Consider the following 19,410-nt stretch of genomic DNA (forward strand, 5'->3'; position numbering starts at 1 on the left):
TCGGTGTAAGTCATAGTCAGTCACCCCGCGTTAGCGGCGCTTCGACTTCCGGTCGTCCTTGACGTGGCCGCGGAAGGTGCGAGTCGGCGAGAACTCGCCGAGCTTGTGGCCGACCATGGACTCGGTGACGAACACCGGGACATGAATCTTGCCGTTGTGCACCGCGATCGTGTGGCCCAGCATGGCCGGGACGATCATCGAGCGACGGGACCAGGTCTTGATGACGTTCTTGGAGCCCGCTTCGTTCTGGACATCCACCTTCTTGATGAGGTGGCCGTCTACGAAGGGCCCCTTCTTGAGACTGCGCGGCATCTAAACCCGCTCCTAGCGCTTCTTGTTCGTCTTGCGGCGGCGGACGATGTACTTGTTGCTCGCCTTCTTGGGAGAACGAGTACGACCCTCCTTCTGACCCCACGGCGAGACCGGGTGGCGACCACCGGAGGTCTTGCCTTCACCACCACCGTGCGGGTGGTCGACCGGGTTCATGGCGACACCGCGGACGGACGGGCGAACGCCCTTCCAGCGCATACGGCCGGCCTTGCCCCAGTTGATGTTCGACTGCTCGGCGTTGCCGACCTCACCGATGGTGGCGCGGCAGCGCACGTCGACCAGCCGGATCTCGCCGGACGGCATACGAAGGTGGGCCATGGAGCCCTCCTTCGCCAGCAGCTGCACGGAGGCACCCGCGGAGCGGGCGAACTTCGCGCCGCCGCCGGGCCGCAGCTCGATGGCGTGGATGGTCGTACCGACCGGGATGTTGCGCAGCGCCAGGTTGTTGCCGGGCTTGATGTCGGCGCCCGGACCGTTCTCGACGCGAGCGCCCTGTGCCAGGCCACGCGGCGCGAGAATGTAGCGCTTCTCGCCGTCCGCGTAGTGCAGCAGCGCGATGCGCGCGGTGCGGTTCGGGTCGTACTCGATGTGCGCGACCTTGGCCGGCACGCCGTCCTTGTCGTGACGACGGAAGTCGATCACGCGGTAGGCACGCTTGTGGCCGCCACCCTGGTGGCGCATGGTCACACGACCGGCGTTGTTACGGCCGCCCTTGCTGTGCAGAGGGCGGACCAGCGACTTCTCCGGCGTGGACCGCGTGATCTCGACAAAGTCGGCGACGCTGGAGCCACGACGGCCCGGGGTCGTCGGCTTGTACTTGCGGATACCCATTGTCTCTCAGTCCTCGGAAGAATTCCGGATCCTGGACGTCCCAGCCCCCCGTCAGGAGGTCGGGCCGCCGAAGATGTCGATACGGTCGCCCTCGGCGAGGGTCACGATGGCGCGCTTGGTGTTCGCACGCTTGCCGAAACCGGTGCGGGTGCGCTTGCGCTTGCCCTGCCGGTTGATCGTGTTGACCCCGGTGACCTTGACCGAGAAGACCGCCTGGACGGCCTCCTTGATCTGGGTCTTGTTGGCGCGCGGGTCGACGACGAACGTGTACTTGCCCTCGTCGAGCAGTGCGTAGCTCTTCTCGGAGACCACGGGCTTGACAAGAATGTCGCGCGGGTCCGAGAGGGACTTGCTCAGCGGGGTCTCGACGGTCGCCGTGGTGCCACGACGGGCCTTCGCCACACGCGCGGCCTTCGCCGCCTTGGCGGCCTTCGGCGCAATGCTCGGGTGTCGCGTAGCCATCAGGCCTCGCTCCCTTCGGTCTCAGCGGCCTTGGAGGGGCCAGACACGAAGGACTCGAAGGCGGCCTTGGTGAAGACCACGTCGTCGGAGACGAGCACGTCGTACGTGTTCAGCTGGCCCGGCGCCAGGATGTGCACCTGGGGCAGGTTGCGGGCGGACAGCCACGCGGCCTCGTCGGCCCGCTCGGCGACCAGGAGCACGTGCTTGCGCTCGCTGATCTTGCCCAGCAGGGTCTTGGCGGCCTTGGTGGACACCGCGTCCTCGACCACGCCGGAGACGACGTGGATACGGGAGTGACGGGCCCGGTCGGTGAGGGCGGCGCGCAGAGCGGCGGCCTTCATCTTCTTGGGGGTCCGCTGCGAGTAGTCACGCGGCACGGGGCCGTGGACGACGCCACCACCGGCGAACTGGGGCGCGCGGGTCGAACCCTGACGGGCGCGGCCGGTGCCCTTCTGGCGGTAGGGCTTCTTGCCACCACCACGGACCTCGGCGCGGGTCTTGGTCTTGTGCGTGCCCTGTCGGGCAGCGGCCAGCTGGGCGACAACGACCTGGTGGATCAGCGGAATGCTGACCTTGGCGTCGAAGATCTCCGAAGGGAGTTCGACGGTCCCGGCCTTGTCGCCTGCCGGCGAAAGGATGTCAACGGTGCTCATCAGTTACCTCAGGCCCCCTTGGCCGCGGTACGGACCAGGACGAGGCCGCCGTTCGGACCAGGAACCGCACCCTTGATCAGGAGCAGGCCCTTCTCCGCGTCAACGGCGTGAACGGTCAGGTTCTGGGTGGTGACCCGCTCGTTGCCCATACGGCCCGCCATGCGGAGGCCCTTGAACACACGACCCGGGGTGGCGCAGCCACCGATGGAACCGGGGGAGCGGTGCTTGCGCTGGGTGCCGTGACCGGCGCCGAGGCCCTTGAAGTTGTGACGCTTCATGACACCGGCGAAGCCCTTGCCCTTGCTCTTGCCCGTGACGTCGACCTTGACGCCGGACTCGAACACCTCGGCAGTGACCTCCTGACCGAGCGTGTACTCGCTCGCGTCGGGGGTGCGGAGCTCCACCAGGTGGCGGCGGGGGGTCACGTCGGCCTTGGCGAAGTGGCCCTTGAGGGGCTTGTTCACCTTGCGCGGGTCGATCTCGCCGAAGGCGATCTGGACCGACTCGTAGCCGTCGGAGTCATTCGTACGGACCTGGGTCACGACGCAGGGTCCGGCCTTGACCACGGTCACCGGGACGACACGGTTGTTGTCGTCCCAGACCTGGGTCATGCCGAGCTTCTCGCCCAGGACACCCTTGATCTGCTTTGCCATCTCTTCCGCGCCTCTCAGAGCTTGATCTCGATGTCGACGCCGGCCGGAAGGTCCAGGCGCATCAACGAGTCAACGGTCTTGGGCGTCGGGTCGAGGATGTCGATCAGGCGCTTGTGCGTGCGCATCTCGAAGTGCTCGCGCGAGTCCTTGTACTTGTGCGGCGACTTGATGACGCAGTACACGTTCTTCTCAGTGGGCAGCGGCACCGGGCCCGCGACCGACGCACCAGTACGCGTCACCGTCTCGACGATCTTCTTCGCCGACGAATCGATGACCTCGTGGTCGTAGGCCTTGAGCCGGATGCGGATCTTCTGTCCCGCCATGGCTGCTTCTTAGTCCTGTCTCTCGTAACGCTCTGGAACCCGCTGGGTCGAGCTTCTTGGAACTGCCGGCCCTGCTCCGACCCACGCGGTCGGGCGTGTCGCATTCCCTCTACGAAGATCTCCCGAAGGATTTCCCAACCAAGGGTTTGCGGGCCCGTGGACCGCAGGCCGGGGGCAGAACACCCACCGGGTGCCTGGCCGGAACCCCGCTGACACTTCCCGGAAGATTCCCGTACGTCCGCCCCAGCGCTGCCCCGGAAGGCAGTTGGGACGACGAGTACTGTGGGACTCGCTTCCGGTCCTCCCGGCGGGAGGCGCGCAGCATCGGCACTCAACCGAGCAACCTGAACAGTGTGCCATAGGGGCCTTGACCCTGGCCAATCGGGCCGGAAATCGTACCCCACGGGCGCGTGAGCGAATCCTGGGGCGGCGGAGACCAGGCCGAGGCCGGGCCGATCCGGCCCGGCCTCGGCAGGATCTCGGGCAGGGTACGGCGTCAGCGCCGGGAGGTGTGCGCCACGAAGTCGGACCAGGCGGTCGCGGCGAAGCCGAGGCGGGGGCCTTCGGTGGCCTTGGAGTCGCGGACGTGGACGGTACCGGGGGTGGTGGCGACCTCGACGCACTCCGGGCCGTCATTGGTGCTGTAGCTACTCTTCGTCCACTCCAACGCGGAGCCGCCTCCGGTCGAGGACTTGAGGGTCATGTCTCTCCCAGCACTTTCTCGATGAAGGCCAGTGACTCTCGTGGCCTGAGGGCCTGCGATCGGATCATTCCATAGCGCATCTCCAGGATCTGGACCTCCTTGGGGTTGGAGATCAGGCGGCTGATGAGCTGCACTTCGTTGTGCCCCACCGCCGCACCGTCCCTGAGCTTCAGCACTTGGAGCGAGCCGCCGAGCCCCGCGTGCTCCTCTGCGGCTGTCGGCATCACCTGGATCTCGACGTGGCGCAACTTCGCGATCTCCAGCAGGTGTTCGAGCTGCCGACGAAACACCATTCTGCCTCCGATGGGTCGCCGAAGCACCGCCTCTTCCTGGACGAACGTCAGCAACGGCGCCGGCCGACGGGCGAAGATCTCCTGCCGCCCCATGCGGGCGCCCACCAGGCGTTCAAGCTGGTCCTCGTCGTACGCCGGCCGTCGAAGTCCGAACAACGCGCGGGCGTACTCCTCGGTCTGCAGAAGACCGTGAACAACGGTGTTGCCGTAGGCGCCCAGCTCGACGGCTTCCGCCTCCAGCTTCGCGAGATCCCGCACCCTCTTCGGGTACCGGGCCTCCGCCACGTCCTGCTTCATCGCGGCGAGTTTCCCGCCCGCGCCCAGCACCTCGTCCGCCCGGTCGAGGAACTCCGGTCGCGGGATGCGCTTGCCGGCCTCCACCTTGTAGACCTGGTTCTCGCCGTACCCGATCGCCGCGCCGAACTCGACCTGGCGCAGACCGGCGGCCTCCCGCCAGAGCTTGATCTGGCGGCCGACGGCGGCGATCACCGCGCCCGAGTCGTCTCCCGGGTCCGGTTCCCAGTCGGGCTCGTCCGCGCCGTCCGTCGTGTAGTCCGTACCGCCGCTGTCCACGCCCATGTGCACACCTCCGACACGCCCGTAGCGTCACTTTCGGCCGCCCCGGGGCACGGAAGGTCACGCTGTACAGCCCTGACAGTTGCATGCCTGACCAGGGACATTGACCGTACGTAAGGGCGTCGTCACTGTTCAGCGTAGGCATATCCGGACACGCTGTGTGACGTGAACCGAGAAATCAGCGACCAGTTGCCCCTGACGCAATCGGCGCCGCCCACCCATGAGTTCCGCGTGCAGCTGTCGTCCACTCACAGGGGCGCCAGGCTCGCTCGGCTGCTCGCCGTCGAGCAACTGCGTTCCTGGGGGCTGCCGTTCGAGGATGCCGCTCAGGTCGTGGCCGAGTTGGCGTCGAACGCGGCGGTACATGGCCATGCACCCGGCCGGGACTTCCGCCTCACCCTTCGTCGACCGACAGAGCGGATGCTGCGCATCGAGGTGACCGACGCACAGGGCACGCGGCTTCCGGCCACCAGCCAACCGGCGCTCACCGATGCCGAGTCGGGGCGCGGGCTTCTGCTCGTTGGGGTGCTGGCCGACCGGTGGGGTGTCACGGCCGGACCGGCGCTCAGCAAAACGGTCTGGGCGGAGATCGACTTCGCCTCCTGAGCCCGGCCTCCCCCGGCCCGCTGGAAGCCCGTCCACCGAAACCCGGAAACGCTGGCCTCGGTGGCTCAGGCCTCGGGGCCCCGGGACGTAAAAAGACCAAAGAACCCGGGAAAGAACCAACCAAACCCCACCCAACCTCCCGTACATCACCCACAAGGGTGATCTCGTTCCACAGGGCCGGCTTTCGGACAGGGCAGGGCGGCAGGCTCGGCCTCGACAACAGCAGACATGAGACGGCCCCCGCCGGGACTGGCATCCCGATCGAGGGCCTGACCACCAAGGAAGCCAGAGACCTTCCCGATGACTGAGCAGCAGCTTAGTGCGCCCCCGCGCGCTCGTAACGTCGTTCGCCGATCCCCATCCGGAGTGATGAAGGTGAACGAATTCCAGGCCTCCGGCTACACGATCGTCGGCAACCACCTCGCCCAGCACCGCGAGTTGTCCGCGACCGCGATCGGGCTGGCCACGCACATCCAGTCGCTGCCCGAGGGCTCGCCGGTGGACATCAAGACGCTGTCCGGCAAGTTCCCCGAGGGGCACGACCGTATCGCCGCCGCCTTACGGGAGTTGGAGGCGTACGGGTACATCGAACGCCTTCGCGAGCGGACCGAGGGCGGCTGGATCGTCACCCGTACGATCTCGTACAACGCGCCGGAGGCGACCCGCGCCCGTCGGGCCCGCGAAGCCGCCCTGGGGAATCAGGACGGGCGTGTGACCGTGGAACGTCCGCAACCGCCGACGCCGCTCCCGGTAGCCGCGTCGGCGCCGTCCACCGCCGAGCCCCCGCGGTCACCCGGGCCCGAGACCGCTCCCGCACCATCCGTAGGCGCGATCAGCGCGCCGAGCGGGACGGCGGCGCCCCGTGCCGTACCGCCGCCACTCCCCCAGCCACACGTCCACACTCCCGAGCGTGAGCGCACGGCCGCCTCGCTCCTGGCCGATCTGCGGCGCGATGCCCCGTGCCTCTTACTCTCCGAGCGGGACGGACGGCGCCTGGCCCTGGCCGTCGCCGCCTGGCTGGAGCGCGGTGCCGCGCCCGAGGCCGTACGACGCACCCTGACCGCGAACCTGCCATCGGGCCTGCACCACCCGGCCGCCCTGCTGGCCCACCGCCTCACCGCGCTGCTGCCGCCACCGCTCCCGGCGCCCCCGGTCACCACAACCGCCGCACGCCCGGACCCACTTCAGAACTGCGACACCTGCGACCGCGCCTACCGCGCGCCGGAACCGGGCACGTGCGGCGGCTGCGCCGCCTCGGTCACTCCACTCGCGGCATAGGAACGCGGGCCGACATCAGAGTTCGGGGGCGAGAAGCGTGAGCCGAAGGAGCGCCGCGACGGCGAGCGCGACGGGCAACGCGTACCACCACATGCGCAGCCAACCGGCCTTCACGAATGCCAACGTCAGCAGTCCCCCGAAAACGGCGATCCCCAAGCCGATCCCGGCGGCGATGTCGGACTTGCCGGCCGCGTCGGTGTCCCAGAAGCCGTCGGGCTCGATCAGGCAGGCGAGCCAGATGACGTAACCCGAGACCAGATGCACCAGGGCGAGGACGACAGCGCAGATCACCGTGCCGAGAAGACTGGCGGATTTGCGCCCGCGTCCGTCAGCGGTACGGATCGTGGGTCGGGCAGCGTTGCTCACCGCGATGCCTCCTCGGGGCTGTCCTTCGGGGACCGTCATCGTGATCGTCGCACGGCGCGGGCCGGGCAACGGCGTTGCGATCGGTAACGGGAACGCGACAGAATCCGGCGCATGACAAGGGGCGGGGATCACATAGCTGGGGCAGAAGAGCCCCTCCGACTGTCCGATCTGACAGAACCGGCCGATCTGACAGAACCGACAGTTCCGACCGATCAGTCGGCCGCGCCAGTGGGTCGTGTGGCGGCCGGTCGGCGGGAGTTCGCGGTTCTGCTGGGGGAATTCCGGCGGGGCGCGTGGCTGGTGCCGCTGGACGACCAGGGCGATCTGTGGTCGGCGGAGCAGGGCGGGGTGCGGTGGATCTGCGCGTTCTCGGACGAGCCGGCGTTGGCACGGTTCGCGCACGCACAGGGGGCGCCGGATCGCGAGTGGTCGTATCAGCGGGTGCTGGGCGCCAGGCTGCTGGATGTGATGGTGCCGCTGCTGGAGGTACCGGCCGGGGTGGCGCTGGACGCGGGCAGCGATGAGGGAATGCTGTTTCCGCCGGTCGCGGGTGTCGTGCCCGAGGGGTCGGTTGTGGACACTGGAGGGACACGATGAGCGAGCGGGAACCGGATCTGGCGGCACCGGCGGGAGCGCTGGAGCTGATCGCGCAGGGGATCGACAAGGCGCACGAGGAGCTGAAGGATCTCGGCATGATCGGCGAGGCCACGACGGGCCGGGGCTTCTCGGATCTGTCCCTGTCGGGCGTCCAGTTGGGCCACGACGGCCTTGCCGCCGAGTTCACGACATTCTGTGAACGCTGGGAGTGGGGCGTACGGACGCTGATGAACCGCGGTAACGGGTTCGCGAAGGCGCTGGGGCTGTCGGCGGGGTCGCTCCATGAGCAGGAGCAGTACATCAAGGACACGTTCAAGATCGCGGTGAACTCGGTGAACGGCAATCCCCACCTGTCGGAGGACGAGGTCAAGGGCAAGAGCTGGGACGAGATCAGCACGCAGACTCCCACCGACGGTGCGGACTACAGCGCGGAGTCGTTCACGCAGGCACAGAGCGAGGTCGAACAGACCTGGCGGGACACCGGATACGACGTGAGCGACGGTGTGTACGACTCGATGCGCAACTCCGGGGTGATCACGCCCGAGGGGCGCGAGCTGATGGAGGAGAAGGCACGCGAGACATTCAGCCCCTCGGAGGAGGCGGTTCGGCAGGCGGAGCAGCCGAATTGGGGGGATCGCTGATGTCGGGTGCGGGTGGGGTGGACTGGGGTGGGCTGGCGGAGAAGGGGCTCGGCAAGGCGGAGGAGGTGTGGGACGAGGGGAAGCGGAAGGTCGGTGAGGGGGTCGACTGGGCGACGGACCGGACGGGTTCGGTCCTGGAGCGTCTCGACCACCACGCGGTCGCGGATGTGGTGGAGGACTGGGGCGACCGGACCGCTTCCTCGCTCGGTGCGAAGGTCGGTGAGCAGCAACTCGGTGAGAGTGAGGAGGCCGATGAGCTGATTCACGGCCGTGCGGGGGACATCGCGGCGAGTGTGAAGAACCTGCGGGACTTCGGGGCGGCGTTCGATCTGGTCGGCCAGGGGCTGAAGAGTCTGGACTCGGGTCACTGGAAGGGCGAGGCGGCCGAGGCGTTCCGTGAACGGTTCCAGAGCCTGCCGACGGACTGGCTGCATGCGGCGGACGCCTTCGAGGATGCGGCGGGGGCGTTGGAGACGTATGCGAAGACGGTGACGTGGGCGCAGGGTGAGGCGCGGGAGGCGGTCGCCCTCTACAAGGAGGGTGAGGCGGCGTCGAGGTCGGCGCGTGCCGCGTGGGACAAGGAGCGTGTGGCTCACGAGGAGTCGTTGGCCGGTGATGCGCCGTTGCCCGATCCCGGTGGGTTCACCGACCCCGGCGATGCGAAGCGCAAGCGGGCCCAGGAGATTTTGGCCGGGGCGCGCAGTCAGCGTGACGAGGATGCCGGTACGGCGAAGAGGGCGGTGACCGCTGCGTTGGCGCATGCGCCGGCGGAGCCTTCGGCGACCGAGCGTGCGAAGTTCAACCTGGACGATTTCAGCGTGGCCCAGGGGGTGGAGCGGACCCACATGGTCTCCGGCATCGCCAAGGGGACGGTTGGGATCGTCAGTTTTGTGCGTGCGGTCAATCCGCAGGATCCGTACAACGTGACGCACCCGGCGGAGTACTACCGAAGCGTCAACATGACCCTGGCCGGTCTCGCCTCCACGGCGGCCCATCCCGACCGGGCGCTGAAGGGCGCCTGGGAAGCGCTCAAGAGCGACCCCGCCGAATTCGGCGGCCGCCTCGTGCCCGAACTCGCCACCACCAAAGGCGCCGGAGCAGGGCTCAGGGCCGGCCTGAGGGCCGGAGTGAAAGACCCGGTGAAGGCCGGTCCGAGCGACGGCCCGCTGGAAGGCCCGCAGAGGCCCGCACGCGAGCGTGTGACGGAGGACCCCCAGGAGCCGGCCAGGGAGCACGATCACAAGAAGTGTGTGGAGGACCCGGTCGATGTCGCCACCGGGCGCATGGTCCTGCCCCAGACGGACATCACGCTTCCGGGCTCACTCCCGCTGGTGTTCCGGCGCGTGTTCGAGTCGTCGTACCGCGCGGGCCGCTGGTTCGGGCCGACCTGGGCGAGCACGGTCGATCAGCGGCTGGAGATCGACTCCGAAGGAATCGTCCTCGTCCGCGAGGACGGCAGCCTGCTCGCGTATCCGCACCCCGCGCCGGGCGTCCCCGTTCTGCCCTTCCACGGGCAGCGTCGGCCGCTGGACCGGACAGACGACGGCTACACCGTCACCGACCCGGAAACCGGACGCGTCCAGCACTTCGCGGACCGCGGCGAGGATCTCGCACTCCTGGTACAGATCGACGACCGCAACGGCCGCTGGATCGCCTTCGAGTACGACGAGACCGGCGCTCCGACAAGCATCGTGCATCACGGCGGCTACCACCTGAAGCTCACCACCGACCACGAGCGCGTCACCGCCCTGCACCTGGCCGGAGCAGCCCCCGACGGCACCGACCAGGAAATCCTCCGCTACGGCTACACCGAAGGACACCTGACGGAGGTGACCAACTCCTCGGGCCGTCCCCTTCGCTTCGGCTACGACGAGTGCGGCCGTATCACCTCCTGGACGGACACCAACGACAGCCGGTTCGACTACGTCTACGACTCCCGCGACCGCTGTACGTTCCAGACCGGCGCGGAAGGCCATCTGCGCTCCACGTTCGAGTACGGCACCACCGACGGGGCCGACAGGACCGACAGGACCGCCCCGGAAACCGGCCTGCGCGTCACCACGCTCACGAACTCACTCGGCCACACCAGCCGCTTCCTCATCAACGAGGACGTGCAGGTCGTCGCGGAGATCGATCCCACCGGTGCGGTCACCCGCTTCGAGTACGACCGCTTCAACCGCCTTCTGTCGCGGACCGATCCACTCGGCAGGACGACCGGCCTCCACTACGACGATCACGGCAACCTGACCGCGGTCGCACGCCCGGACGGCCGGACTTCATCGGCCGCCTACAACGCCCTCGGTCTGCCGACCACCGTCCGCGGCACGGACGGCACCACCTGGCGTCAGAGCCATGACGAACGCGGCAACCGGACATCGGTAACCGCCCCGACCGGTGCCCTCACGAGTTACACGTACGACGAGGCCGGCCACGTCACCTCGGTGACGAACGCGCTCGGCGACACCACACGTCTCCGGTGCGACCGTGCCGGACTCGTCGTAGAGGCCATCGACCCGCTCGGGGCGGTCATCCGCTACGAACGGGACGGCTTCGGGCGTCCCGTGGCCGTCATCGACCCGCTCGGAGCGGTCAGCCGACTGGAGTGGACGCGGGAGGGCAAGCTGTCGCGCCGGACGGACGCGGATGGCACAGGAGAGTTCTGGACGTACGACGGTGAAGGCAACTGCCTCACTCACACCGATGCGCTGGGCGCGGTCTCCCGCTTCGAATACGGTCACTTCGACCTGCTGACGGCCCGTACCGGACCTGACGGCGCACGGTACGAATTCGCTTACGACACCGATCTCGTACTCACCCGGGTCACCAACCCCCAAGGGCTCAGCTGGCAATACGCGTACGACCCGGCCGGACACCTCACGTCGGAGACCGACTTCGACGGCCGAACCCTCACCTACACACATGACGCCGCCGGTGCGCTTCTGAGCCGTACGAACGGCCTCGGGCAGACGATCAGCTACGAGCGCGACGCACTGGGCCGGGCCACGAGCAAGAACGCCGAAGGCGCGATCACGACGTACGAGTACGACCTCACCGACGCCCTCACCCGGTCCGTCGGCCCCGACACCACACTCACCCTGCTCCGCGACCGCTTCGGCCGCCTGACGTCCGAGACCGTGGCCGACCGTACGGCGTCCTACACCTACGACGTCCTGGGCCGCCGCACGAGCCGCACCACCCCCGCCGGTGCCACCGGGGAATGGGCCTACGACGCGGCGGGCAACCGCACCGGTCTCACCGCTTCGGGCCGCGCCCTCACCTTCGAACTCGACGCGGCGGGCAATGAACTGACCCGGCACATCGGCGACACCATCACCCTCACCAGCCAGTGGGACGTGGTCGGCCGCCTCAGCGCCCAATCCGTACACGGACCGGGCACCGACCCCCTCCAGCACCGCGCCTACACCTACCGCGCCGACGGCAACCTCACCGGCATCGACGACCAGCTCTCCGGCACCCAGCGCTTCGACCTCGACGCGGCCGGCCGCGTCACCGCCGTCCACGCCGCGAACTGGACCGAGCGCTACGCCTACGACGAAGCCGGCAACCAAACCGAAGCGTCCTGGCCCACCTCCCATCCCGGTACGGAGAGCAGCGGCCCCCGCGTCTACACCGGCACCCGCATCACCCGGGCGGGCGACGTCCGCTACGAACACGATGCCCAGGGCCGCATCACACTGCGGCGGAAGACCCGGCTCAGCCGCAAACCAGACACCTGGCGCTACACCTGGGACGCCGAGGACCGCCTCACCTCCGTCACCACCCCCGACGGCACCCGATGGCGTTACCTCTACGACCCCCTGGGCCGCCGCATCGCCAAACAACGCCTCGCCCCCGACAGCACGACGGTCGAGGAACAGGTGGACTTCACCTGGGACGGCGCCACCCTCTGCGAACAGACCACCCGTTCCCCCGACCTGCCCCACCCCGTCACCCTCACCTGGCACCACCACGGCCTGCGCCCCCTCGCCCAGACCGAACGCATCACCACGCCCGACACCCCGCAGGACGAGATCGACGAGCGCTTCTTCGCCATCGTCACCGACCTCGTCGGCACCCCCACCGAACTCATCGACGAAACCGGCACCATCGCCTGGCACACCCGCACCACCCTCTGGGGCACAACCACCTGGAACACCAGCGCCACCGCGTACACCCCACTCCGCTTCCCGGGCCAGTACTTCGACCCGGAAACCGGCCTCCACTACAACTTCCACCGCCACTACGACCCCGAGATCGGCCGCTACCTCACCCCCGACCCGCTCGGCCTCAAGCCTGCTCCCAACCCGGCGGCATACGTCCACAATCCGCACACCTGGGCAGACCCACTCGGACTGTCACCGTGCCCACATCCGTCGCGCTCCGATGCCAAAACCCAGGCGCTCAAAGACGCCGGTGTCCCCGACGGGCAAGAGCCGTTCGACTCGGACGACTGGGTGCCGGCGACAACTCCCGCCTGGCAAGGAGGTAAACAGTTGCTGGGCGAGGACCACCAACCCATTTTCTACAGAGAGGAATGGTACGAAACACCATCAGGCGATATTGTCGTATTCCAGGATCACTGGTTCGGTCATCAGAAACCCGGCGAGCCAGGACACCAGGGACCGCACGTCCACGTAAGGCCGTACGAGAACACCCGCAACGGCCAGATCCCCGGCGCCGAGGAGCACTATTACTATGACCCAGACCTGGGTTGACCTGGTGAATAATTCAGAGAAACTCACCGCGCTTTATTCGAACATTCCCCCGCTGACCTCCGTAAGGTTGCGGTCTGTGAATTTCAACTGGCGAGGCCCTTCTGTGATCTTCAGAATGGATCTCCCCTCTTTCCCGGACAAAACTCCCCCCGCATCCGAAACTTCCCATGACACACTTCAGATTCATCTTCAATTCTTGGCGGTCGACAACCTGACTATGAACTCCTGGACGCCTCCCGCACTCTCTGATATTTCATTTACCCCGACCAAAAATCACCGGGTCTCGGTATCATGCACAGGACCTGGGTGTGCACTCGCCTTCAACAGCAGCGACTCGCTCCTTGTCGGCCACATGAGCACCTTTGCGATCGCTGAAGACGGCTCGGACACCGGATCCCGTAACTTTCTGGGACGGGTCGACGCTCGACGATTCACCACACTCCCACCCGCTGATGAGAAGACTTTCTATGAACGCCTCTAATTGGTCGACCTTCCTTGGCGATCCCCAGAAAATCTCCGGCTTGTACGATCAAGAACCGGACCTGAACTCCTGTGAACTATTTTACGTACAGGTGGACGAGCGCGGATCAAGCATCACTCTGGGGTTCGAGACTTCACATCTACCGCAAAATCCCACCCCAGAACAGAGCTCTGCCGAATTCAATTCGTTCGAGTTCTACCTGACCTTCATGGACACACAAGATTTGTCCATCAAGGGATGGACCGGCTCCCCCCGAAGAAACGTCGGCCTTGAGCGCACCTCGGCTGGGACCCTCGCGATGTCCATCACCTCCACAGGAACATCGATAGAATTTCAGGCTCGGTCGGCTTCTTGCACAAAGACGCGCATGAGCCTGATTTCGAGAGGCGAGTAGTCAGGTTTGTTCAGCCTCGGGATCAGAAGTCGCCCAGCAGCTGATCGGCCCGTTGCCGAACATCTACCGGCATGGTAGATGGACCCATGCGAGCGCGACCATGCCACTGAGGAAGCTTGAATTCAATACCCCGAGACATCGAAGCACCGGGTACGATCACTGCGACTCCCCTTCTCGTCGCCGGCTCCGCAACCGAACCCTCCCACCCCCAAGGGCACGCACATTCACGTGGATAACGGAATCAAGTTCATCTCCGAATTCGTCACGACCGGGCTGCTGCACGGTGTGGGGATCGGCACGCCGATAGAGAAGGTCGACCAGGCGTTCCACGTCGACTTCATCGAGGAGAACGACCGGACCCACTGGCTCCGCCGCGACTACGGATTCGTCGAGATCAGCTTCTCCGGCGGCCCCGACTGGGTGATGACCGGCGTCACGATCGAGCTGCACAGATTGCCATCGGGAGCCGGTTCGGCCGAAGAGTGGGGCAGGGAGATGCATGTCGACTTTGCGAGCTACACGCGCTGGGCGAATGTGCAAGCTGAGCTCTTGCGCACCCCCGGATCTCCGGCCCTGAAATGTACGGCCCAGGGCGAGTTCCTCGAATATCACGCCGCCGAGACCAAGATGTCGATCACCGTGGTGAACAACGAGGATGAACGTGACGACTGGCCCGGAAAGGGCGATATCTGGAGCGTCGGCCTGGGTTGAGGGCAGCGCGGCGCAACGCGGCCAAGGGGGCCGGAGGTTCGTGGTTGGCCGGAAGGGGCTGTAGGTGAGCCGGAAACGAACTGGGAAAGCGGTAGCCGACTGAGCAAGCTCGGTCCAGACCAAGCTGCTTTGGGTTCTGGCACCACTCCTGAACACACCTACTGTTCAAAGGGGTTGACCGCATGTCCCGCACCGTGAGCACCACTGGTACTTCGAAGAACAGCGCCCGCGCAAAGGCCCTGCTGGCCGGAGCCTCGTCCGTGCTCGCCCTCGGCGCCCTCGGCGCCACCGCCGGGCCGGCGTCCGCCGTGCCGAGTGGTGCGCAGGTCAACGGGCAGGCCACCTGGTACAACACCGGCCTCGGCGCCTGCGGTTGGTCCAGCAACGACAGTCAGCTCGTCGTGGCCGTCTCGCAGGCCGTGTACGGCAACCAGCCCAACCCGAACAACTCCCCCGTGTGCGGCAAGCAAGTGCGTGTCGACGGGCCCCTCGGCTCCGTGACCGTGACCGTCGTGGACAAGTGCTGGGGCTGTGCCGCGAACGACATCGACCTCAGCCCCGCCGCGTTCCGCGCCATCGGCGACCCCAACGTCGGACGCGTCAACGTCAGCTGGAACTGGGTCTGAGCCGGCCAGCAGGGAGGCGGCCCGGGAGTGTTGTGTTCCCTCCCGGGCCGCCCCCTGCGCAGAGCGCGGAGGTCAGCGAGGCAGCCCGCCCGGAGCCGTGGCCCAGGACGTGTTGGGCCGGTCGGTCAGGTCGAAGGCCAGCGAGCCTCCCCGCCGTACGAGCGAGCCGTCCAGCCACGACACGTCGTGCCGCCTGCCGCCCACCCGTACCGCGTCCACATACACGTTCGCGTCCGACGCGGCCGGCGCCGTGATCGTGATCGCGCGCCGCTCCCCCGCCCCCGCGATCACCGCGCGCGGGAACAGCGGGCCGGTCAGCAGCAGGTTCGCCGTGCCCGGGGTCTGCGGGTAGACGCCCAGCGCGGCGAAGACGTACCACGCCGACATCGTGCCGAGGTCGTCGTTGCCCGGAAGGCCCGAAGGGCCGGTCCCGTACACCGTGTCGACGAGTTCGCGGACGGTCTCCTGGGTCTTCCAGGGCTGCCCGAGCGCGTTGTAGAGCCAAGGGGCGTGAATGCCCGGCTCGTTGGTCGGGTCGTAGCGCAGCGGGTCGCCGCCACGGATCGACCAGGAGCCGTCCGGCTTGTGGAAGAAGCCGTCCAGGCGGGCCGCCGCCATGTCGCGGCCGCCCATGGCCGCCGCCAGGCCCTGTACGTCCTGCGGCACCATCCACGTGTACGTCGCCGCGCTGCCCTGGGCGAAGCCTCGGTCCGAGGCCGGGTCGAAGGGTGTGACCCACGAGCCGTCCAGGTTCCTCGCCTGGATGTAGCCGGAACCGGCACCAGCTCCGGAACCGGCTCCGCTCGTCGCCCCCGGGTTGAACACGTTCTTCCAGTAGCCACCCCGCGCGCTCAGCTCCTCGTACTCCCGGTCACGGCCCAACTGCCGCGCCCACTGCGCCAGCGCGGCATCGGCGACGGAGTCCTCCAGCGTCTCGGCGGCGCCGCCCCAGCAGTGGCAGGCGTCCTGCGCGGCGTAACGCGAGTCCAGGTACTGCGCCAGGTTGGGGCGCTGCCCCTCGCACTGCCCCGGGCAGCCCGCGTCGGAGAGCCCGGCCGGGTTCGGGACGGTGGCCTGGCGGTAGAGGGAGTCGAACGCGCCCTTCGCGTCGAAATTCCGTACCCCCATGGCGTAGAACGTCGCCAGCGTCGCCGCCGTGGGATCGCCCGTCATGACATGCGTCGCGCCGCTGATGTGCACCCATCTGTCCCACACCCCGCCGTTCTGCTCGGCGAAGTTGAACAGCGACTGGGCGAAGTCCCCGGCGACGCGCGGTTCGAGCAGGGCGAGCAGCTGCACCTGGGCCCGGTACTGGTCCCAGCCGGAGAAGTTGCTGTACTGCGCCCCCTGGCCGCGCCCGACGCGCCGTGTCGTACCGTCCATGCCCGGGTAACGGCCGTCGCGGTCGCTGACCAGGTTGGGCTGCTGGAGGGAGTGGTAGAGGGCGGTGTAGAACGTCGTACGCTGCGCCTCGCTGCCGCCGCTGATCCCGACGTCGCCCAACTGCCGCTTCCAGGCCGCCTGTCCGGACTCCGCCACGTCCGCCACGCTCGCCCGGGGCGCTATCTCGCCACGGAGATTGGCCTCGGCGCCCGCGAGCGAGACGTACGAGATACCGAGCCGCATCCGGACATCGTTGTCGCCCGCCGTGTCGAAACTGACGTACCCGCCGGAACCGCGCCCGGCCCGGTCCGCTCCGGTGGCATAGCCCTCGCCGCCGTCGGCCGTGGTGGAACCGGCGGCCAGGCGGTCGTTCCGCCAGGTGCCGACACCGGAGAAGGCGCGGTCGAAGGAGGCGGTGAAGTAGAGGCGGTAGTAGCTCTTGCGGTTGTTCTCACCGCCGTTGGCGCGCCGCCCGCAGAACGCCCCGGTCTCCACCCAGCCGGTCACCTTCCGCCGCGCGGTGTCGATGGCGACGTGGGCGTTCTCGCTGCCGTTGAGGGAGTTGGAGACGCGGAAGAGGAGGCTGGCCGGCTTGTCCTCGGGGAAGGTGAAGTCGGCGACCCCGGCCCGCTCGCTGACGGCGAGGTCGGTGGTCGCGCCCGAGTCGAGGCCCACACGGTAACGGCCGGGCTCGGCCTTCTCGTTGGCGTGCGAGAAGTTCGCGGCGTACTTCTGGTCCTTGGTGTCGGCGGAGGGGGACGAGTCGACCTCGCCCACGAACGGCATGATCGGTACGTCACCGGCGGCCCCCGGGTGGCAGCCCGCGCCGTTGACGTGCGTGAGGCTGAACCCGCGGGCGCGGGTCGTGTCGTACGAATAGCCGTTGGCGGCGGCGGTGTTGGTCTGGTCGCCCGCCGTGCTGGTCGGGGACCACGCGATCATGCCGAACGGCAGGTTGGCGCCGGGGTACGTGTTGCCGCCGTTGGCCGAGCCGATGAGCGGGTCCACGTACTGGGCCGGGTCGCGCACGGCCGGCGCCGCCGGCGGCACGACGGACGACGTTGCCGCCGGGGCCACGGCCGGTGCCGCGCTCGCCGTCGGGGTGCCCAGGAGCGGGGCGATCAGCCCGGCCACGGCGGCGGCCAATCCCCCGCCGACCAGCGCCGATCGTCTCCCGCGTCTCTTTCTCTTCCCGTTCCGCAACGCTGCTTCCATCGCGAACCACGCCCCTCTCCTGTGCCGGCACGCCCGTTGAGATCGCCGTGACGATAAGGGCGTTCGACGGCCCCCGCCGGCCTGCGAGGGGCACAGATGATGACAGCTGGGTGAAACCGACGGTCCGGCACCGCAATCGCTTGCCAAAGACGTGTACCGGAATTCCCGCCTGACGGGAATTCCGGTACACGAAAGCTACCTAGAGCGGGATCAGGTGGTCCACAGGGTCTTGTCACCGGCCATGATGGCCACCCTGCCGTCCTCCCGCAGGACCAGCTTCGCACCCTCGTTCCCGTTGGTGCGCGAGGCCCACACCGCCTTGTGGTCGGCGGTGTAGACGACGAGGTTGCCGTCCGGCTGGAACTCGACGTTGTGGTTCTTGCCGAAGACCATGGAGGCCCAGAGCGCGTGGTTGTCCGCCTTGTTGTAGACGACGAAGTTGCCGTCCGGCTGAATGGTCATCCGGATGCGGTTCGTACTCCACGACTGGCCGGTTTCGAGCTTGCTCGGCGCCGCGACCGTGGTCTTCGTCCAGACGACCGCCTTGGGCTTGTCGTCGGCCGCCTTCTCCTTCTCGTCCTTCTCGGAGTCGGCCGTCGGGGCGGGCTTCTCCTTGACGGATTCCTTGCTCTCCGTAGGCGTCGGCTCGTGCCGGACCTGAGGGATCTCGACCCGCACCGACTTGGAAGGGGTGGGGGTCGGGGAAGCCGAGGGCTTCTCGCTGGCGTAGTCGCCCGGCGCACCGGCCAGCGCGTCCGATCCGAGAACGGTGTCGGACGTCTGCAACGCCACGCTCCCCGACGGGCTGTTCCCCTTGCCGTCCTTGCCGCCGCCCATCAGGAGGAGCGGTACGGCGATGAGAACGGCTCCGGCTATGGCGGCGACGGCCAGCATGGGCTTCCCCGGCCGCCCGGCGGGCACCGCGGCGGGGGCGGCGGGCGGAGAGGATCCCCCGTCCGCTCCCGCGACGGCGATTCCGTTCGCCCGCCCGGGGCGCTCGCCCCGGGTGGCGCCCGAGGCCGTACCCGAGCCTGAGCCCGAGGCCGTGCCCGCGCCCGAGGCCGAGCCCGCGCCCGTACTCGAAGCCGTGCCCACGCCCGTACTCGAAGCCGTGCCCACGCCCGAGGCCGAGCCCGCTTCGGCAGTCCGCGCTTCTTCGGCCTCCGCTTTACCGGCGTCCGCTTCCGCCTTGCCGGCCTCCGCGCTTGCGACCGACCCGGCTTCGGCCGCCCCGGCCCCCGCTTCCCCGGCCCCGGTCTCCCCGGCCTTCGTATCGCCCGGCTCGTCGGCGGTGCGGGCGTTCACGGCCGCCCCGGCCTCTTCGACCCCGTCCGTCCGACCATCAGTCCCCGTGGGTACGGGCGCGGGCCGGGCCGGTTTCGAGGACGGTGACGGAGCCTGGGCATCGGCCGGGGCGAGAGCGTCGCCCGGGTCCGGAGCCGAGGCCGACAGTGTCACTGCCGCCCGGATACGGGGAGGGCGGGAAGCGGCTCCGGGCTTCGCCCCGCCCCCCGTGTCTCGCTGAACAACCATCCATGTTCCTCTCATGACGAGGAGTCAGCCAACGGCCTCA

The 19,410-nt window shown here is 68.1% G+C and carries 20 protein-coding genes; 9 read left to right on the forward strand and 11 right to left on the reverse strand.

What is annotated here, in order from left to right:
- Positions 1 to 30 precede the first annotated feature (30 nt).
- The 8 genes from rpsS to ACIOJD_RS05615 form a co-directional block, all read right to left on the reverse strand.
- On the reverse strand, positions 31 to 312 hold the full coding sequence (gene rpsS, locus ACIOJD_RS05580) for a 30S ribosomal protein S19 (protein WP_401876687.1): 282 nt from the start codon (positions 310 to 312) through the stop codon (positions 31 to 33).
- A 12-nt stretch (positions 313 to 324) separates the two neighbouring features.
- Positions 325 to 1,161, reverse strand: a complete 837-nt coding sequence (gene rplB / locus ACIOJD_RS05585; protein ID WP_401908480.1) for a 50S ribosomal protein L2 — start codon at positions 1,159 to 1,161, stop codon at positions 325 to 327.
- Positions 1,162 to 1,212: 51 nt separating this feature from the next.
- A complete protein-coding gene (gene rplW, locus ACIOJD_RS05590; RefSeq protein WP_401876684.1) occupies positions 1,213 to 1,623 on the reverse strand; it encodes a 50S ribosomal protein L23 in 411 nt (136 codons plus the stop codon).
- The gene (gene rplD / locus ACIOJD_RS05595; RefSeq protein ID WP_401876683.1) at positions 1,623 to 2,276 is read right to left on the reverse strand and encodes a 50S ribosomal protein L4; all 654 of its coding nucleotides are present in this window, start codon (positions 2,274 to 2,276) and stop codon (positions 1,623 to 1,625) included. Before rplD ends, rplW begins: the two co-directional genes overlap by 1 nt.
- An 8-nt stretch (positions 2,277 to 2,284) precedes the next feature.
- Positions 2,285 to 2,929, reverse strand: coding sequence for a 50S ribosomal protein L3 (gene rplC, locus ACIOJD_RS05600; RefSeq protein ID WP_401876681.1), 645 nt, complete (start codon positions 2,927 to 2,929; stop codon positions 2,285 to 2,287).
- A 14-nt stretch (positions 2,930 to 2,943) separates the two neighbouring features.
- Positions 2,944 to 3,252 (reverse strand): 30S ribosomal protein S10, encoded by a 309-nt coding sequence (gene rpsJ / locus ACIOJD_RS05605; RefSeq protein WP_003948644.1) that lies wholly within the window; start codon positions 3,250 to 3,252, stop codon positions 2,944 to 2,946.
- A gap of 496 nt (positions 3,253 to 3,748) precedes the next feature.
- Positions 3,749 to 3,955, reverse strand: coding sequence for a DUF397 domain-containing protein (locus tag ACIOJD_RS05610; protein WP_401908482.1), 207 nt, complete (start codon positions 3,953 to 3,955; stop codon positions 3,749 to 3,751).
- Positions 3,952 to 4,827, reverse strand: a complete 876-nt coding sequence (locus ACIOJD_RS05615) for a helix-turn-helix domain-containing protein (RefSeq protein ID WP_401908484.1) — start codon at positions 4,825 to 4,827, stop codon at positions 3,952 to 3,954. The genes ACIOJD_RS05610 and ACIOJD_RS05615 overlap by 4 nt, the downstream gene beginning before the upstream one ends.
- Positions 4,828 to 4,989: 162 nt before the next feature.
- On the opposite strand from ACIOJD_RS05615, the gene ACIOJD_RS05620 reads away from it, so the two are divergent.
- Complete coding sequence (locus ACIOJD_RS05620) at positions 4,990 to 5,430, forward strand: ATP-binding protein (RefSeq protein ID WP_401908486.1); 441 nt, start codon at positions 4,990 to 4,992, stop codon at positions 5,428 to 5,430.
- A 369-nt stretch (positions 5,431 to 5,799) separates the two neighbouring features.
- Positions 5,800 to 6,708, forward strand: a complete 909-nt coding sequence (locus tag ACIOJD_RS05625; protein WP_401908488.1) for a helix-turn-helix domain-containing protein — start codon at positions 5,800 to 5,802, stop codon at positions 6,706 to 6,708.
- A gap of 15 nt (positions 6,709 to 6,723) precedes the next feature.
- On the opposite strand, the gene ACIOJD_RS05630 is transcribed toward ACIOJD_RS05625, so the two are convergent.
- Positions 6,724 to 7,074, reverse strand: coding sequence for a hypothetical protein (locus ACIOJD_RS05630; protein WP_401908490.1), 351 nt, complete (start codon positions 7,072 to 7,074; stop codon positions 6,724 to 6,726).
- A gap of 237 nt (positions 7,075 to 7,311) precedes the next feature.
- On the opposite strand from ACIOJD_RS05630, the gene ACIOJD_RS05635 reads away from it, so the two are divergent.
- The 7 genes from ACIOJD_RS05635 (at position 7,312) to ACIOJD_RS05665 (ending at position 15,239) form a co-directional block, all read left to right on the forward strand.
- Entirely contained in the window at positions 7,312 to 7,671 is a 360-nt protein-coding gene (locus tag ACIOJD_RS05635; protein WP_401908492.1) for an SseB family protein, read from the forward strand.
- Complete coding sequence (locus tag ACIOJD_RS05640; RefSeq protein WP_401908493.1) at positions 7,668 to 8,312, forward strand: hypothetical protein; 645 nt, start codon at positions 7,668 to 7,670, stop codon at positions 8,310 to 8,312. The genes ACIOJD_RS05635 and ACIOJD_RS05640 overlap by 4 nt, the downstream gene beginning before the upstream one ends.
- Complete coding sequence (locus ACIOJD_RS05645; RefSeq protein ID WP_401908495.1) at positions 8,312 to 13,027, forward strand: putative T7SS-secreted protein; 4,716 nt, start codon at positions 8,312 to 8,314, stop codon at positions 13,025 to 13,027. The genes ACIOJD_RS05640 and ACIOJD_RS05645 overlap by 1 nt, the downstream gene beginning before the upstream one ends.
- Complete coding sequence (locus ACIOJD_RS05650) at positions 13,008 to 13,508, forward strand: Imm50 family immunity protein (protein ID WP_401908496.1); 501 nt, start codon at positions 13,008 to 13,010, stop codon at positions 13,506 to 13,508. The genes ACIOJD_RS05645 and ACIOJD_RS05650 overlap by 20 nt, the downstream gene beginning before the upstream one ends.
- Entirely contained in the window at positions 13,495 to 13,902 is a 408-nt protein-coding gene (locus ACIOJD_RS05655; RefSeq protein WP_401908498.1) for an Imm50 family immunity protein, read from the forward strand. The genes ACIOJD_RS05650 and ACIOJD_RS05655 overlap by 14 nt, the downstream gene beginning before the upstream one ends.
- A 228-nt stretch (positions 13,903 to 14,130) precedes the next feature.
- Positions 14,131 to 14,613 carry a hypothetical protein gene (locus ACIOJD_RS05660; protein ID WP_401908500.1) on the forward strand — a complete coding sequence of 161 codons (483 nt, stop codon included), beginning with the start codon at positions 14,131 to 14,133 and terminating at the stop codon, positions 14,611 to 14,613.
- Positions 14,614 to 14,795: 182 nt separating this feature from the next.
- Positions 14,796 to 15,239: an RlpA-like double-psi beta-barrel domain-containing protein gene (locus ACIOJD_RS05665; RefSeq protein WP_401908502.1), complete on the forward strand. Its 444-nt coding sequence runs from the start codon at positions 14,796 to 14,798 to the stop codon at positions 15,237 to 15,239.
- Between the two features lie 72 nt (positions 15,240 to 15,311).
- Here ACIOJD_RS05665 and ACIOJD_RS05670 read toward each other — a convergent pair whose 3' ends face one another.
- Positions 15,312 to 17,837: a GH92 family glycosyl hydrolase gene (locus ACIOJD_RS05670; RefSeq protein ID WP_401908504.1), complete on the reverse strand. Its 2,526-nt coding sequence runs from the start codon at positions 17,835 to 17,837 to the stop codon at positions 15,312 to 15,314.
- 210 nt (positions 17,838 to 18,047) lie between these two features.
- The gene (locus ACIOJD_RS05675) at positions 18,048 to 19,142 is read right to left on the reverse strand and encodes a mannose-binding protein (protein ID WP_401908506.1); all 1,095 of its coding nucleotides are present in this window, start codon (positions 19,140 to 19,142) and stop codon (positions 18,048 to 18,050) included.
- Positions 19,143 to 19,410 lie beyond the last annotated feature (268 nt).

The sequence above is a fragment of the Streptomyces sp. NPDC088116 genome, from assembly GCF_044741745.1.
Classification (GTDB): Bacteria; Actinomycetota; Actinomycetes; order Streptomycetales; family Streptomycetaceae; genus Streptomyces.

Excerpts from the sequence above, each read along its gene's own strand:
- ACIOJD_RS05615 (WP_401908484.1), bottom strand. The coding sequence starts at position 4,827 with ATGGGCGTGGACAGCGGCGGTACGGACTACACGACGGACGGCGCGGAC.
- rpsJ (WP_003948644.1), bottom strand. The coding sequence starts at position 3,252 with ATGGCGGGACAGAAGATCCGCATCCGGCTCAAGGCCTACGACCACGAG.
- ACIOJD_RS05625 (WP_401908488.1), top strand. The coding sequence starts at position 5,800 with ATGAAGGTGAACGAATTCCAGGCCTCCGGCTACACGATCGTCGGCAAC.
- rpsS (WP_401876687.1), bottom strand. The coding sequence starts at position 312 with ATGCCGCGCAGTCTCAAGAAGGGGCCCTTCGTAGACGGCCACCTCATC.
- ACIOJD_RS05650 (WP_401908496.1), top strand. The coding sequence starts at position 13,008 with ATGACCCAGACCTGGGTTGACCTGGTGAATAATTCAGAGAAACTCACC.
- ACIOJD_RS05645 (WP_401908495.1), top strand. The coding sequence starts at position 8,312 with ATGTCGGGTGCGGGTGGGGTGGACTGGGGTGGGCTGGCGGAGAAGGGG.
- rplD (WP_401876683.1), bottom strand. The coding sequence starts at position 2,276 with ATGAGCACCGTTGACATCCTTTCGCCGGCAGGCGACAAGGCCGGGACC.
- rplB (WP_401908480.1), bottom strand. The coding sequence starts at position 1,161 with ATGGGTATCCGCAAGTACAAGCCGACGACCCCGGGCCGTCGTGGCTCC.
- ACIOJD_RS05670 (WP_401908504.1), bottom strand. The coding sequence starts at position 17,837 with ATGGAAGCAGCGTTGCGGAACGGGAAGAGAAAGAGACGCGGGAGACGA.
- ACIOJD_RS05655 (WP_401908498.1), top strand. The coding sequence starts at position 13,495 with ATGAACGCCTCTAATTGGTCGACCTTCCTTGGCGATCCCCAGAAAATC.
- ACIOJD_RS05665 (WP_401908502.1), top strand. The coding sequence starts at position 14,796 with ATGTCCCGCACCGTGAGCACCACTGGTACTTCGAAGAACAGCGCCCGC.
- rplC (WP_401876681.1), bottom strand. The coding sequence starts at position 2,929 with ATGGCAAAGCAGATCAAGGGTGTCCTGGGCGAGAAGCTCGGCATGACC.
- rplW (WP_401876684.1), bottom strand. The coding sequence starts at position 1,623 with ATGGCTACGCGACACCCGAGCATTGCGCCGAAGGCCGCCAAGGCGGCG.
- ACIOJD_RS05610 (WP_401908482.1), bottom strand. The coding sequence starts at position 3,955 with ATGACCCTCAAGTCCTCGACCGGAGGCGGCTCCGCGTTGGAGTGGACG.
- ACIOJD_RS05640 (WP_401908493.1), top strand. The coding sequence starts at position 7,668 with ATGAGCGAGCGGGAACCGGATCTGGCGGCACCGGCGGGAGCGCTGGAG.